10 protein-coding genes are annotated in these 15,821 nt (G+C 35.9%); 8 read left to right on the forward strand and 2 right to left on the reverse strand.

All coding sequences use genetic code 11. The features are described from left to right. Positions 1 to 324: 324 nt before the first annotated feature. Positions 325 to 837 (reverse strand): deoxyuridine 5'-triphosphate nucleotidohydrolase, encoded by a 513-nt coding sequence (locus QZ276_RS04310; RefSeq protein WP_292485619.1) that lies wholly within the window; start codon positions 835 to 837, stop codon positions 325 to 327. A gap of 186 nt (positions 838 to 1,023) precedes the next feature. On the opposite strand from QZ276_RS04310, the gene QZ276_RS04315 reads away from it, so the two are divergent. The 8 genes from QZ276_RS04315 (at position 1,024) to QZ276_RS04350 (ending at position 13,735) form a co-directional block, all read left to right on the forward strand. Further along, positions 1,024 to 3,612: an MEDS domain-containing protein gene (locus QZ276_RS04315; protein WP_292485636.1), complete on the forward strand. Its 2,589-nt coding sequence runs from the start codon at positions 1,024 to 1,026 to the stop codon at positions 3,610 to 3,612. Positions 3,613 to 3,628: 16 nt separating this feature from the next. After that, entirely contained in the window at positions 3,629 to 4,405 is a 777-nt protein-coding gene (locus tag QZ276_RS04320; RefSeq protein ID WP_292485621.1) for a winged helix-turn-helix domain-containing protein, read from the forward strand. Between the two features lie 262 nt (positions 4,406 to 4,667). Beyond that, positions 4,668 to 6,590 carry a uroporphyrinogen decarboxylase family protein gene (locus tag QZ276_RS04325; protein WP_292485623.1) on the forward strand — a complete coding sequence of 641 codons (1,923 nt, stop codon included), beginning with the start codon at positions 4,668 to 4,670 and terminating at the stop codon, positions 6,588 to 6,590. Positions 6,591 to 6,646: 56 nt separating this feature from the next. Next, positions 6,647 to 8,638 carry a hydantoinase/oxoprolinase family protein gene (locus QZ276_RS04330; RefSeq protein ID WP_292485625.1) on the forward strand — a complete coding sequence of 664 codons (1,992 nt, stop codon included), beginning with the start codon at positions 6,647 to 6,649 and terminating at the stop codon, positions 8,636 to 8,638. Then, positions 8,592 to 10,217 carry a TCP-1/cpn60 chaperonin family protein gene (locus QZ276_RS04335; protein WP_292485627.1) on the forward strand — a complete coding sequence of 542 codons (1,626 nt, stop codon included), beginning with the start codon at positions 8,592 to 8,594 and terminating at the stop codon, positions 10,215 to 10,217. Before QZ276_RS04330 ends, QZ276_RS04335 begins: the two co-directional genes overlap by 47 nt. A gap of 401 nt (positions 10,218 to 10,618) precedes the next feature. Next, on the forward strand, positions 10,619 to 12,271 hold the full coding sequence (locus QZ276_RS04340; RefSeq protein WP_292485628.1) for a methylamine methyltransferase corrinoid protein reductive activase: 1,653 nt from the start codon (positions 10,619 to 10,621) through the stop codon (positions 12,269 to 12,271). Between the two features lie 61 nt (positions 12,272 to 12,332). Further along, entirely contained in the window at positions 12,333 to 13,406 is a 1,074-nt protein-coding gene (locus QZ276_RS04345; RefSeq protein ID WP_292485630.1) for a GTP-binding protein, read from the forward strand. 14 nt (positions 13,407 to 13,420) lie between these two features. Then, positions 13,421 to 13,735, forward strand: a complete 315-nt coding sequence (locus tag QZ276_RS04350) for a hypothetical protein (RefSeq protein ID WP_292485632.1) — start codon at positions 13,421 to 13,423, stop codon at positions 13,733 to 13,735. Between the two features lie 28 nt (positions 13,736 to 13,763). Here QZ276_RS04350 and QZ276_RS04355 read toward each other — a convergent pair. Next, the coding region (locus QZ276_RS04355; RefSeq protein ID WP_292485634.1) for a HEAT repeat domain-containing protein at positions 13,764 to 15,821 on the reverse strand (2,058 nt) is incomplete at its 5' end.

Below are 15,821 nucleotides of genomic sequence, written 5' to 3' on the forward strand. Positions count from 1 at the left end.
AACGCAAGAAAAATATTGTCATCATTTGTTATAAATATTTATAGTCCTATAGTAAAGGATAGACAGTAGATGTAGAGAATGAGGGAAAAACTCTACACCTGTTTAAAGTAGTGGACGAGCGTGTTTAATGGTTGAGTGGGGTTCAGCCATCGGGGAGATGTGATTTAATGTAGTTCTGACTATCCAGCCTGTATAATTGGGGGGTTATCACGGGCTGGGTAGCAAACTTCTTCTATATTTGTCACAACCAACGAACCCTAAAAAAATATAGGTCTTCTGATTTTTAACTTCAGGATGTTATATGGATTTTGTTTGTATTATGTTTCAAACATTTTCGTTCTGATACTGACCTGTGTATCCTTCAATGACCTCTGTGTCCAGTGTATAGAACAACATCTGCATAATTCTGGCATTTTTCTTTAATCTAAATCCTGAAAAGTTGTGGACAACGAGCATGGACTCACTTCTTCCTCTGTATCCGGCGTCCCACAATGCAGTTTCCAGGCTTACACCACACCTTATCAGACTTGACCTTGGTTTTGCAATTGCTGCTATATTTTTTGGCATATTGACGATTTCATTAAAAATAACTTTATAGATACCATTTGGAAGGTTAATCCATCCTTCACTATCAAATTCCAGTGTTTCTCCTTCTGGAATGACCCGTTGTTTATTGTCAAAATCAACAGAACCAGTACCTTTAATTGTTCTTATTTCTTTAAGAGTCATTTCTATTCCGTTTGGCTGTATCTGGGTGTTTTGGTCCGGTAAATTTTCCATGAGTGGTGGAGTCCGGCTCATCATTTTATTTAATTCGTTTTCTGATAACAATGTCATAATATCCTTTTCCAGATGTTTTTAATTATTTTCCTTTCCATTGATTGTAAGTAATAAACTTTTATATATTGGTGGAAAGAAGTAAATATATCAAGGTATAATTATAGATTGTAATAAAAGTATAGGGGTTTTTTTATTCATTCTGATAACTCACTTATAAATATCCAGTTTGCATCTGATTTCCCACTGGGTTCACATGGGAACCTATTTTATAACAACCTTGATGAATTGATGGAGTTATTACCATCTTTCTTTAATTCCGGAGTTGAAAACAACCATTATTGTATCTGGGTTATTTCCGATTATGATTTTGTTACTGTTGAAAAGGCAAAGAAAGCACTAAAAAATACCGGGTTTGATGTAGATTTTTATATTGAATCCGATAAATTTGAAATAACACATGAAAACCAGCTCGGTTTTTCTGATATTACAGGCGTTTTAAATTTCTGGAAACAAAAATATCTCAATGCTATAGATAATGGGTTCAATGGCTTGTGGATGATAGAAAATCTGACCCTTATTTTTGAGAATTATCCATCCTATTATCTCAATTATGAAAGTCTATTGGATGAAATAATAAAAAACAGAAATATGGTGTCGTTGTGTAGCTACGATCTTACTAAATGTTCACAAAACAATACACTTGATTTGATATCCTGCCATGATAGAACATTACTGAAAAAAGATGGTGTATGGAAGTTTCTTGAGGAAAAAACAAATAACAATACAATCTCCAGATTGAATAATACCTTTTATGAAAAAATACTTGACAGCATCTGGTTGGGAGTATGGGTTGTAGATAGTTCTGACAATGTAGTTTTTTTTAACAAAACCATGGAATCAATCTTTGGTGTTCCAAGAGAGGAGATACTTGGAACAAGTCTTATGGATTATATTGCTGAACAGAGACTTGTTGGCGATTCTCACCTTGAAGAGTTGTATTTACACACAAAAATATCCTGCGAACCTGTGACTTATAATGCCCTTGCTTTTTTGACTCCTACCGGGAATATAAATTATCATAATGGAGTATTAGTTCCAATTTTTGATGAAACAGGAAATTATGAGGGTATACTTGGTACGGTTGAAGAGGCAACATCAACAAAGAGAAAAATCAGCGACATATCAATCTGTGATACACTGGAAGCAAAACATAAAATAGAAAAAATCTACGAAACCAGCCCTGTAATAGCGTTTTTGTGGAAAGCTATAAATGGTTGGCCTGTGGAATATGTATCTGAAAACATCACACAATTTGGATATAAGCCGGAAGAGTTTTTATCAGGACAGCTAACATATGTGGACATCGTCCACCCGGATGATGTTGATAAATTAAAATCGGATTTTTCAGTGTATGAAAAACAAAACAAAAATTCCTATTTCACCTCTGATTACAGGATTCTTACCAAAACAGGAGAAACACGCTGGGTGACCGAGAAATCATTGATTATACATAACCAGAAGGGCGCTGTAAAATATCTTCAGGGTATAATTATCGACATAACTGAACGTAAAAAAGCAGAGGAAACTTTACAGCTTGAGGAGTCACGCCTTGAAACACTTTTAAAATTGAATTATATGACAGGAGCATCACTGCAGGAAATTACGGATTTTGCCCGTGAAGAAGCAGTAAGGTTAACTAATAGTAAACTTGGTTACCTTGCTTTCCTAAACTACGACGAATCAATACTTATAATGCACTCGTGGTCAGAAGGTGCAATGAAGGAATGTAAAGTAGAAAACAAACCGTTTGTTTATCCTGTAAAAACAACCGGGCTGTGGGGTGAGGCTGTAAGACAGCGAAAACCAATTATTACCAATAACTATACAGAACCAAGCTCCCTTAAAAAGGGTTATCCTGAGGGACATGTAGGATTGAAAAGGCACATGAATGTCCCGATTTTTGATGGGGAACATATTGTTTTGGTTGCAGGAGTGGGTAATAAAGAGCAAGAATATGATGAATCTGATATTCGCCAGTTAACATTGCTGATGCAAGGAATGTGGAAACTGATTCAGAGAAAACAATTTGAAGAAGCCTTGAAAAAATATTCGAATGAAATTGCTAATATCAATTCGGAACTCAAATCACTTGAAAAGATGAAAAATGAAATTTTAAACGGAAAACCAACATCAACCGGTTATAAAGAATTGTTGGATAGAGAAACATTGGAAACAATCAATGAACAAAGGGACATTGCAATCAATACACTTGTACGTAGTTCAGAACAGATAAACAGTTTAATAGGTTCTCTTTTGTATATGAGCATGGAAGAATCTGGTAAACTTGATTATACCTTTTCTTTACTAAATATCAAAGAGCCTATTAACAGTGCTTATCTTAATTTAGCACTATCAATTGATGAAAAAGATATAAACTTAAATATTGATATACCAGAAAATTTTCCGGAGATTTATGGTGATAAAAATAAATTAACGGACATGTTTACCTATCTAATAGACAATTCTGTAAAATATACTCCAAAGGGCGGAAATATAGATATAAGTGCTTTTGAAGCTGAAAATGACTTATATATAAAAGTAGCTGATAATGGAGAAGGAATCCCGAAAGATTTGGTTCCTACACTTTTTCAGGGGTTTAGTCATTCTGAAGAAACATTAACTCATGGTTTGGAAAAAGCAGGATCAAGCCTTTATGTATGTAAAAAAATTGTAAATGCACATGGGGGTCAAATTTCGGTAGATAGTAAAGAGGGAATAGGGACCACTGTAACTATAGTTATCCCCTTAAAGGGTAAAGATTTGGTTCAATAACTGGCGAGTGAATAAAATGAAAGCAGCATTATTGGGTACATTGTTTCTGTCTGATAAAAGAAAAAATATTTTGATGTATTTATTAGATGGACATAAGAATATAGATGATATCAAAGATGAACTTGCAACCAATACCAGTGCAATAATGACACAAATGAAAATACTTATGGATCAGGGATTGGTAACTCATAATGCCGATTTCTATGAATTGACTACCATGGGTAATGTTATAGTAAAAAAAATGAAGCCATTATTGGATACATTAAATGTCTATGGTGAAAATAAACATTACTGGGAAACCCGGGACTTAAGAGCAATCCCCTCAAACCTTCTTGATAGATTTGAAGAAATAGGTCATAGCAAATTGATAGAGCCAGACTTAAGCCATTTATTTGAGCCTCCAAATGAACTTGTAGAAAGTTTAAAATCAACACAGCATGTTATGACATTTTATTCGTTTTTCTGCCCAGAATTACCAACTACATTCACAGGTCTGGTTAAAAGGGGTGTCAGTTTTGAACTCATCCTCACAAAATCAGTTTTCGAGCGACTAAAAGATGAATTTTCAGAAGAATATCATATTATATCTGGTTCTGACAACGGATGTTTGTACATATGTGATGACAATATAATAAAACCAGCTACTTTAGTTATAACCGATGACCTGATGTTGCTTTCACTTTTTAATGAAGAAGGTGTATTTGACCACAAGAAGCTGATTAGTTTTGACTCATGTGCATTACAATGGGCAAAGGAATTGTTTGAGTATTACAAAAACAAAGCAGAAAAGTAACATTGTAATATTTATCTTGTATCTGTTTTTATTTGTTATCAATAACGGTTTTTAATCCTGTTGTAAATATTAATTGTACATTAATGACATTAACGTGTTTGATAATATTTGAGCCTTTAACTTTGTTTTCAACTTTAATAATATTGATTTGCTTAATATATTACTTTAAGTTATGTTATATATTCTGTCCTCTTAATTAATTAATGTAAATACTATGGCGCTTAGCGCCTTATAGTGAATAATAATTTAGTGAGGCAGGAAGATGACAGAAAACAAATCAAAAGAAGATATTTTAAACGGATTAACCAATGCAGTTATTCAGGGTGACCAGGATTCTGCTAAAGAACTGGCAACAAAAGTGATTGAAAATGGGGGTATGGTGGATCCCTATGAAGCAATTGTCGATGGACTGGCAAAGGGTATGTCCATCATGAGTGACAAATATGAGAATGGAGAAGTATTTGTACCGCATCTTCTGGTAGCTTCAAACGCCATGTATTCAGGGATGAAAGTACTTACACCCTATATAAAAACCGATGAAGCATCAAAACAAGCCATAGTTGTAATCGGAACAGTTCAGGGGGATGTCCATGACATCGGTAAAAACCTTGTAAAAACCATGCTGACTGCATCCGGATTCAATGCAATTGATTTGGGAAACGATGTTCAACTTGATGATTTTGTCGAAAAGGCTAAAGAGTATAAAGCTGATGCCATATCAATGAGTGCTTTGATGACTACCACTATGGGTGGTATGGAAACCGTTATTGATAAGCTCAAAGAAGAGGGATTGAGAGATTCTGTAATTGTCATGGTAGGGGGTGCACCTGTATCTGAAGATTATGCTAATGAGATAGGTGCAGATGCTACATTACCTGATGCAGATTCAGCAGCAGACTGGTTAAAAGATGCTGTGAAAGAACTCGAACCTGCTGAGCGCAGATGGAGTGAAGAGAAAATCAGCACAAGCAAGGTAAAATACAGAGAAGAACTTGCAAAGAAGACGGTTTCTGAAGAAGTGGATATAGGAAGGGAAACTGCCAAAGAAATAATAGATGAAGTTGAAAGTGTGGGTACGAAAGGAAAAGAGGAGATGACATCTATAGAAAGAGTTACCAGTTCACTTGCAGATAAAAAGGTAGACCGTCTCCCAGTTTATCCACTGGCATGTGGTGTAACAAGAAAGTTTGTACCAGCAACATACAAACAGTACGCCATCGACCCTGAAATGTTTGCACAGTCTGCCTATGCAGGTGCCAAATATCTGGATTATGATATGTTTGTAGGTCTGATAGACCTATCGATTACAGCTGGTGACCTTGGTTGTGAAATAACATATCCTGAAGAAGATACACCATCCTCTAAAGGACATATTGAAGATTATGAGGAAATAGAGGTTCCAGAAGTAAAAGAAGGAACACGTGCCTACGAACTTGTGCAGGCAACTAAACTTGCAAAAGAGAAACTGCATGAACTCGGAAAACCGGTTGTGGGTTTCCATGAAGGTCCACTTTTGACCCTTACCCAGTTAATGGGTGCAGACAGAGTAATGATGGATATGAAAACAAATCCCGAGGTCGTACGTGATGCAGTAGATAAATGTGCTGATTATGTCAACTCGGTCACAGAGAAATTCTTTGAAGAGGATGCATGTGATGCATTATGTATTGATAATCTCTGGTCTAACAACAAAATAATGTCTGAAGATGACTACTGGAAATTCGATGGTAAATTCATTGTGGACAAACATGTACCATTGTTTAAAAAATATGACCAGCCGTACATGATTCACAGCTGCGCTGATTCAGTCCATTATGACACCCAGATTAGTAAATTCGGAACAGACCTCTTCAGTTATGCATACTATCCCAATGAAAGAGAACAGGGTTCAAAGAACTATTCAGATCTTATACCAAAATATGGTCATGAATGTTGTATGATGGGTGAAGTGGATCCCATACAGTTCATGGATAATTCTTCTGAGACGATTGACAAGATAAAAAGTGACACTGATAATGTACTGACTGGGGCAATTAACACATTGAAAGAAAATGGTTTGCAGTCAAAGTATGTAGTGTCCACAGGTTGTGAGATACCACCGGGTGGTCCACTGACAGGTGTCAAAGAGATGATAGACCTTGTTAAAGAAAAAGGTCCAGAACTTCAGAAAAAGACAATGGGGTGATATTTTCCTCCATTGTTCTAATTTTTTATGGATTGGGCAAATAAAGAGGTGTAAAAATGAATTTTGGATTGGGCGTTGACACGGGGGGGACTTATACAGACACTATAATCATGGATATATCAACTGGTACTGTAATGGATACAAACAAATCTCTGACTACGTATCCTGAACTGATAACCGGTATTAAAAATGCATTAAATGGTTTAAACAGTAAGTATTTGGAAGATGTAAAGTTTGTATCAGTATCCACTACACTTGCAACAAATTCCATTCTTGAAAGAAAAGGCAGACAGGCAGGTCTAATACTTATTGGTTATTCCATACATAAAAAATTATCTACAGATGTAGTAATATCTGTTAGTGGAGGACATGACGCAAACGGAGATGAAATCGAACCACTAAATGATCTTGATACACTTAAAGAATTTATCCTTGCCAACAAATCAAAAGTATCCTCATTTGCAATATCTTCATATTTTGGAGTAAGAAATCCAGATCATGAACTGCGTGTAAAAAAATTGATTCAAAATCTCACAGACCTTCCTGTTGTTTGTGGACATGAACTGTCCCAGGATCTTGGAGCATATGAAAGGTCTGTAACGGCTTTGCTAAACGCCCAGTTAATCCCTGAAACCAATCAGTTTATAAAATCGATACATTCTGTTATGGACGAAAAAAACATCACTGCAACATTAATGATGATGAAATGTGATGGTTCTCTTATAAAAATAGAAGAAGCTTTGAAGAAACCGGTTGAAACGATTTTTTCTGGTCCGGCTGCAAGTTTAGTAGGAGCTTCACATCTCACAAATCTTGATACATGTGCAACCATTGATGTTGGGGGTACGAGTACTGATGTTTCATTCATGTCAGATGGGATACCAGAGATAAGTGAAACAGGGGCTTTGGTGGGTGGCTGGAAGACGATGGTTAAAGCCATAAATATGGATACATCCGCAATGGGTGGAGATAGCCATGTATGGATTCAGAAAAAGGCATTTATTGGTCCAAAGCGGGTTGTTCCTTTGTGTCAGGCGGCATCTGAATATCCCCAGATAGTGGACAAGCTGGAAACTAATAAAAAAAAGATATCTAAACGAATCATGGATGATGTTATACAGCCAACCACGTTTTTCATGAACAATGGTTCAGTAAAAACCACCCATGAGCTGGGAAGCTATGAGGAAAAAATACTTGATATAATAACAGAATCCGATGAACCTTTATCAATTTCTGATATAGCAAATAGGTCACAAGATCATCCTTTGATGTTTTCGAATACATTGAGGTTACTGGAACAGAACAAATATATCAGCCAAGTAGGTTTCACTCCGACTGATGCACTCCATTTTCTTAATGATTACACCAGATGGAATTCAAAATCCTCTAAAATCGGTGCTGAATTACTTTCAAACCATATCAATATGAATCCAGGTTCATTCAGTTCCTATATAAAAGAGGAGGTTATAAGGACAATTTCACTAAACCTTGTATCCTTTTTTGCAGATGATGTCGAAAAATCCGATATAGGCAAATTATTGAACAAATCCTCATATCTTAATATGAAAATGAACTTGCCTATTGTGTTGATAGGTGCACCTGTTAAAGCCTACTTGAATGATTTGAACACTTTTCTGGAAGCAGAGTTTATAGCTCCCGAGTATTCAGAGGTAGGAAACGCGGTAGGTGCACTTATGGGGAATGTTATCTATAGGACAGAGACGTCTATAAAACCCTATAAACTGGGAAGTAGTAAATATGTGGTATTTTCTGAATCTGGTAGAGAAATTTTTGAAAGCTATGAAAAAGCTAAGGATTATGCCCTTGACCTTACTAAAAGGATTGTTTTTGGGTATATGAAAAGCTATGATCTGGATGAAGACAGTATCCAGTTCAATCTTGATGAAAATGAAATCGGCAAAGGTATGGGGTCTCCGATAGAAACAAAACTGGTGGGTATTGGTGTCGGTAAACCTATTAATAAAGTGAAAGGTGAAAATTATGATGGAAAATACAGTATCAAAACTGGTACACAGGTGCCAAACTGATTCAAATATTGGTTCAGACAGTTTAGAAGGATTTGTAGAGCAGGCACGGGAAAAGGTGGGGATTGAAAATGTAGTGGGAGGCCAGGAATTTATAAATCATCTGGATATTGTATGCAGTAAGATAATAGATTTGTTGAGTTCATCATTTGGACCCAGAGGTCTCAATAAAATTATACTTAATCCAGTCAACGATATGTATCTAACCAGTGATGGGAAAACCATACTTGAGGAGACCGACATATTGCACCCTGTGGTAACATCCTTAAAAGACCTTGCAGGTTCTATGGATAAAACCTGTGGAGATGGTACCAAAACAGCGGTTCTTCTGTCGGCTACACTGGTTAACAGGGCTATTCCACTCATAAATAGAGGTATCCATCCAACTATTATAATAGATGGTTATCAGAAAGCACTTAACAAATCTTACGAAATCCTTCAATTTGAAAGTAAATCAGTCAAATCACAGAAAGATACTTATTCTGCGGTTTTTGCTGCAGCCTCAAGTAAAGGTATAGAAACCCATCAGGCTGAAAGACTTGCAAAAATCATGATTGATTCCATCAAACGGTTAAATGCTATGTCAGAAAATACAGATTTGGATTTAAACGATAACGTAAGAATAATTAAAAAGACAGGTGCTTCTGGAATTGTTTCTTTAAATGGAGTTATACTGGACGAGAAACCTGCAAGATTTGAAATGCCTGATTATATAGAATCTCCCAACGTTTTAATATTAAATCATGACCTTAAAGTGGATAGTGAATATCTAAATCCGCAACATAATATAAACATAGATTCATTTGGAACGGCTTACCAGTTTGAAGAATGTCGCAAGAATATTTTGAAAAATTATGCTGATAAAATCCTTGAAACAGGTGCTGATTTGGTTTTTTGTGAGGGTGAGGTTGACCCATATATAGATTTTTTACTTGCTAAAAATAATATATTGATGTTCAAGAAGATGAAGATGAAAGATATTGAAAAACTTTCCAGAGCAACAGAAGCTGGAATATCTTCTATAAAAGATGATTTAACAAAATCAATCGGATATGCTGATAAAATTGAGGTTAAAAAGGAAAACGGTGAACATCTGGTATATGTAACAGCAAACAGTAAAATGATAACAACTATTATTATCTGGGAACCTGTTAAATATAATCTTGAAAAAGTGGAGGAAGCAGCAGATGATGCACTGAATAATGCTGCGTTTATTCTCAAAAACGGATTAGTTGTTGCTGGAGGAGGGGGTATAGAATTTGGACTTTCGCAAATGCTTAAACTATATGCATCAACAATTGAAGGTAAAGAACAGCTTGCAGTGGTGGAATATGCAAAAGCACTGGAACAGATACCCAGAATACTTGCATTCAATATGGGCATGAATCCAATAGATTCTATTGCAGATATGAAGTATTATTACAATAAGGGTATTGATTCAAGAATCGATGTCTCAGGTCAGGTTGTTAATAACAGTCCACCGTTATATGATTCAGTTACTATTAAAAAACTGGCTATAATTTCTGCAACAGAAACAGCTACTAATATCTTAAAGATAGATGAAATAGTTCCAAAAAGATAATATTTTAATTAATCTCTACAATAGAATATTGGAGTTTGGAGTGGGGTTATAAGTTGAAAAAATCAGATTTTGATTCAGATACATTTGTAATGTATCTATACGTCATGTTTGTGGTGGCTACTGTATTTTACTTTATTTTTACCCAATTTTAAATTGTTAATTATTAAAATTATCACTTAAAAAGTATCCAGTTAGTAGATTCCATATTGTTGATTCAATCTACCTCTAACCATTGTTATTCAAATTTTGGTATTGATATCATCAATACCTTTGATATCATCAGGCTTTTTTTTAATATTAAAGACTTTGATATATTACTTGAAGTTATGTTATATAATTTTCAAGCGTATATAAGAGTAGAACTAATCAAACGAAATTTCTGTTATAAAGGAGGGTTCATAATGTATGGAATTGCAATGGATTTGGGGACAAGTGGTATCAGGGCACAGCTTATAGACCTTGATACAGAAGAAACAATAAAAACTGTACTTACAATGAGGCACCCTCTCCCCGGAGGTAACGTTATAGACCAGCTCGATTTTGCAATCCAGCTTGGTGAAGATGTTGCAACCGAGATAATCCAAGATACAGTTGAAGAAATAATAGATAATTTCAATATTGACCTTTTAGAGATTAAAAAATTATCTGTATGCGGTAATCCTATTCAGCTCTCACTTATCCAGAACACAGAAATAAGAGACCTTGCTTATGCAGGAGAATCCATGCAAAAAAAACTTGGGGTTGAAAATGTAAAACGTGATGCAAAAGTTGTTCCTGCAAATGAGGTTTTCAAGAATCTTAATTTACCAAACTGTACAATCATTATTCCACCATCCATACAACATGAAGTCGGAGCGGATGCACTTGCAATGATGATAGAAACCGATTTTATGAATCAGAAAGAACCCTCTATGGTGACCGATTACGGTACAAATGCAGAAATGGCACTTAAAGTGGGTGACAGAATTATAACAGGTAGTGCGGCTGCAGGTCCTGCAATAGAAGGTCAGGGTATAAACTGTGGAATGCTTGCAGGCCCGGGAGCGATAACTGATGTAAACCCTGAAGGTAACTACTGGAGGCTCACTGTTCTTGATGACAGTATGTTAGAAAGAAAAGGTGACCTTGTAGACCCTGTTGCTGGTGAAGTAATAGAACAATCGGAAACCAGAGCAATTGGTATAACAGGTACAGGCATGATTTCTTTGTTGTCTGTAGCTCTTGAAACAGGTTTGATAAAAACAATGCCTAAGTTGCCTGACGGCAGATTGATCCTTGGTGGTGGAATCGAAATAACTGAGGATGATGTCAGGGAAGCAGGAAAGGCGGTTGGAGCTATCAGAGCTTCGCACCTTACAATGTTAATGGAAGCAGGATTGAACTTTAAAGACCTTGAAAACATGTATATGACCGGTGCATCAGGTACTTATGTAGATGCAGACAAAGCAAGGAGGCTGGGTATTTGTCCCGGTTCGGCAAAAAATATAGTACAATTTGGTAATACATCGATTTCACTAGCAAAAGAACTGATTCTGAACGAATCAAAGCTTGATGAGGTTGTAGAATTTGCACATAAAATAGAAACCGACCATCTGATGATGGCAAAGAGCGAAATGTTTAAGTTGATATATTCGTGTGAATTTTCGTACTGGACCCAGGGTATGCCTCTGGAAATGTATGACCAGATGCTGAAAAGCTTTAATATACAAGGACTTCCAAAACTTGCTGAAAACCCCAGAATTGAAAAACAGGTGACAAAAGATATCAACGACTTAGGTAAAGAGAGTGTTCAGGTATTAAGGAATCTGGGGATAGTTATCGAAAGACCAATTAAAAACTGCAGTTTTTGTTATATATGTGAAGATAAGTGTCCAGAAAAAGCGCTAAAAATAGTCAGTTATAAAGGGGATGTATATCAGGTACATGACAGTCAAAGATGTCTGGGCGTAAGCTGTAAGCGCTGTGTAAATGGATGTCCAAAGAAAGCAATACAATTTAAAAACGTCAAAGTATTAAGTACCCATGAGTCACCTTTTGAAATCGAACAAGCATGATTTTTTATTAGCCCAGAACTGTTTTATTCAATTATTTATCAAATAATCATCAGGTGAATGTATGAGAATAATAATAGTTGGTGGATTTTTGGGGAGTGGAAAAACAACCACTCTCCTAAACCTTGGTAAACATTTAACAGATAATAGTCAAAAGGTCGCCATAATAGTTAACGAAATTGGAGAAATCGGAATTGATGGAGATACAATTACAAATTCGGGGATAGTAACAAAGGAAATAACCAATGGGTGCATCTGCTGTACACTTAAAATTAATATGGAATATACACTTGAAAACTTAAACGAGGAATTAAATCCTGATACTGTAATTATAGAACCGACAGGTCTTGCATTTCCAAATCAGATAAAGCAGGACCTTGAGAATATGGACATTAAAAATCTTTCTTTTGCACCAATTGTAACCCTTGTTGATGGTAGCAGGTTTAAAGCAGAAGTAGACCAAATTCCCAAATTCATATTAACCCAGATTGAAGAAGCCGATATCCTGGGTATTAATAAAAATGACATCGCTGATGCTGAAAATCTAGAAAATACAAGGAAATTCTTAAAAGATAAAAATCCGGAAGCAAAAATCCTTCATTTTTCAGCCAAGCATAAGGATGAATATTTCCAGAACCTTATAAACCTTCTCGATGAAAATAGTAATAAACATAGTCCGGCTGAATTCGAGTACAAGAATTCTATCGATATGTCACAGGTTTCGATGTTTTCAGGTGAGTTTACAGTGTTTTCAAAACAGTTAACATCTGAATCATCAGAAAGAATTGTTAATGAAATTGTCAATGGTATACGATATAGAGTACTTAACAGAAGTCCTGATTTTATAGGTCATATAAAAACTTCTATGGAATTTTTAAACAAAAGAATAAAGTCGAGTGTAACATCTTCTAATGAAGACCCACAGGTAGAAAAGTCGATTTTAGAAAACGAAAACATTTCCTTGCCCAGATTAAAATTCTTGGCAGCCGTTACAGGTATATCAGAAGATGAATTAACAGATATTGTAAAAAATACAATATCACAAAATCTGGAAAATAAAAACATGAATTTTAAGGAAAAAGATGTCCATTGCCATTCTCAAAATGATGCCAACGTAATGGATTCCAGTTATAATTGATTGGTGGGATAAAAATGACAGAAGTAACTGTAAATTCAAGATTATGTGGATTCACACATAAAATAAAAGGTCAAATGGAAGGAGACAAAGTTATCATTGATATTGATACACCCTGTGAAAAAATAAAAAATTTTTCTCATATGGAAGTACCCATGATGGAATTGTTTGATATCAAAGATAACTGTGTCATGGAAAAGGCAAAAGATGCTGACTGTACATCCATTTGTCTTGTCCCGTGTGGTGTACTTCATGTATGCAGGATAGAGGCGGGTTTACTTTCAAAAAGACTGGCAGAAAATGTAGGAAGTGTGGATATAACTTTTGAATAAAAAGTAAACAACGACCTTTAAATGTCGTTTACTTTTCCATATTATAGGCATCTATTAATGGCTCAATTGCTTTTTTGTCCCCTATCTCTACAAGGACAATAGTAGCAGGTTTTTTGATTTCATCGTTGTCTAATGCCTTAATAAGAGGTTGTACACAGGGTTTACCTATTTTTATCAACGCATTGGTTGCATGTTCTTTAACATCAGGATTTCTGAAATCCAGTGAGTTGATAAGTGGCTGGACTGCAGGTTTACCTATTTTGGCAAGTGCATTTGTAGCAGCCTTTCTAACATCCTTATTACTGTCATCCAGAGTATTTATAAGTGGATGGACTGCTTTTTTATCTCCTATATTTCCAAGTATTATTGCAGCATATTTTCTAATTTCGGGATCATTATCATTCAATCTCTGAATCAGTGGGGACACAGTTTTATCAGTATTGATTTTTCCAAGTGCTATCACAGTGTTTTTTCTGATTTTGCTGTTTGCATCATCTAGACATTCAATCAATGGCTCTACTGCTTTTTCATTTCCGATTTCACCAAGGGCATAAATAGCTCCATTTTTGACATCTCTGTTATTTTCATTTTGCAGAAGTATAATAAGGGATTTAACCGCTCTTTCATCACTAATCTCTCCCAGTGCGAGAGCAGAGTAGAGCCGTATTTCCTTGTTTTCATGGTTTACGGTCTTTAGTAATGGTGGAACTGCACTGGATTTTTTTATTTTGCCCAGTGCCAGAGCTGCGCTACTTCTTACCTGGTCTTTTTCTTCACCATCAGTCAGTACTCTTGTAAGGTAATGTGCAGTTTCATTATCTTCGATTTTCCCTAGTGCAATTGCAGCATTGCTCCTTACATTTTCATATTCATCATGAAGCATAGCCCTTATAAGATAATCTTTTGCATCACTATCGCCGATTTCACCGAGAGCATACGCAGCAGTTGCTCTTATTTCAGGGTTGTCTTTAAACATCACTTCTGCAATAGGCTTAACTGTTTTAACGTCCCCGATTTCTGCCAGAGCCATGATGGCACTAATCCTAACATAACCTTTTTCGTCTTTAAGAGCCTTTATAAGCTTTTCCTGTGCATTTTTGCTGTTAATATCTACACCTGCTGCTGATGCACAGCTTCTTGTAGGGTTGTTGTTATATTTTAATGACCATGCCAGTGAATTTGTCTGTTTGTCATTTATGTCATCAAGAGCGTTTGCAATATTGGATATTGAATTTTTGTTTTCCTGTTTATAGGATTTTTTAAGCGGCTGTATCTCTCCGTCCAGTTGTTCATTCTGGAGAGATTCAGTGTTAGTGGTGTAAGTTTTTTCATTGTTTAAAGACCGGGTAAGTGGCTCTATAGCTTTTTCATCCCCTATCTGTACAAGTGCCAGTTGTATGTATTTTTCCAGTTCTTTATCATCGTTGTTGTTCAATGTTTTGATGAGCGGATCAACTGCAGGTTTTCCGATGTTTATCAAAGCATCCGCAACACTAAGTTTAACATCCCTGCTGTTATCGTCATTTAACTTCTTGATCAAAGGTTTTATGCTGCTTTTATTTCTGATTTTGCCAAGTATATCGGCTGCTTTAATTTTGGCATTATCACTATTACTATTGCTTAGTGTCTGTATAAGTGGATCAACAGACGGATCGCCGATTTCAACAAGCAGGTCAGAGACGGTATTCACAACATTTTTGTTTCTGTTATCAAGTTCATTTACCAGTGGACCTGTAGCGGATTCACCAATTTCAAGTATAGCATCAGCAGAGTTTTCCCTGACTTCCTCGTTACCGTCGTTTAAAGCTTTAACAAGAGGTTCTGCAGCTTTGTCATCCTCGATATCACCCAAAACTTCGGCGGCGGAACTCCTGAGATCTTCATCTCTGTCGTTTAACAAAACTTTAACTAATGGGTCAACTGCATTTTTATCTTTTATTTCGCTGAATACTTCTACGACCTGATACCGTACATTACCTTCAGGATCATTTAGAAGAGCATTAATCAGTGGTTCAGCGGCTCTCTTGTCGCCGATATTACCGAGGGCTTTTGCGGCGCTTTCTCTAACATCACTGCTTTTGTCATT

The sequence above is a fragment of the Methanohalobium sp. genome (assembly GCF_018609725.1).
Lineage (GTDB): Archaea > Halobacteriota > Methanosarcinia > Methanosarcinales > Methanosarcinaceae > Methanohalobium.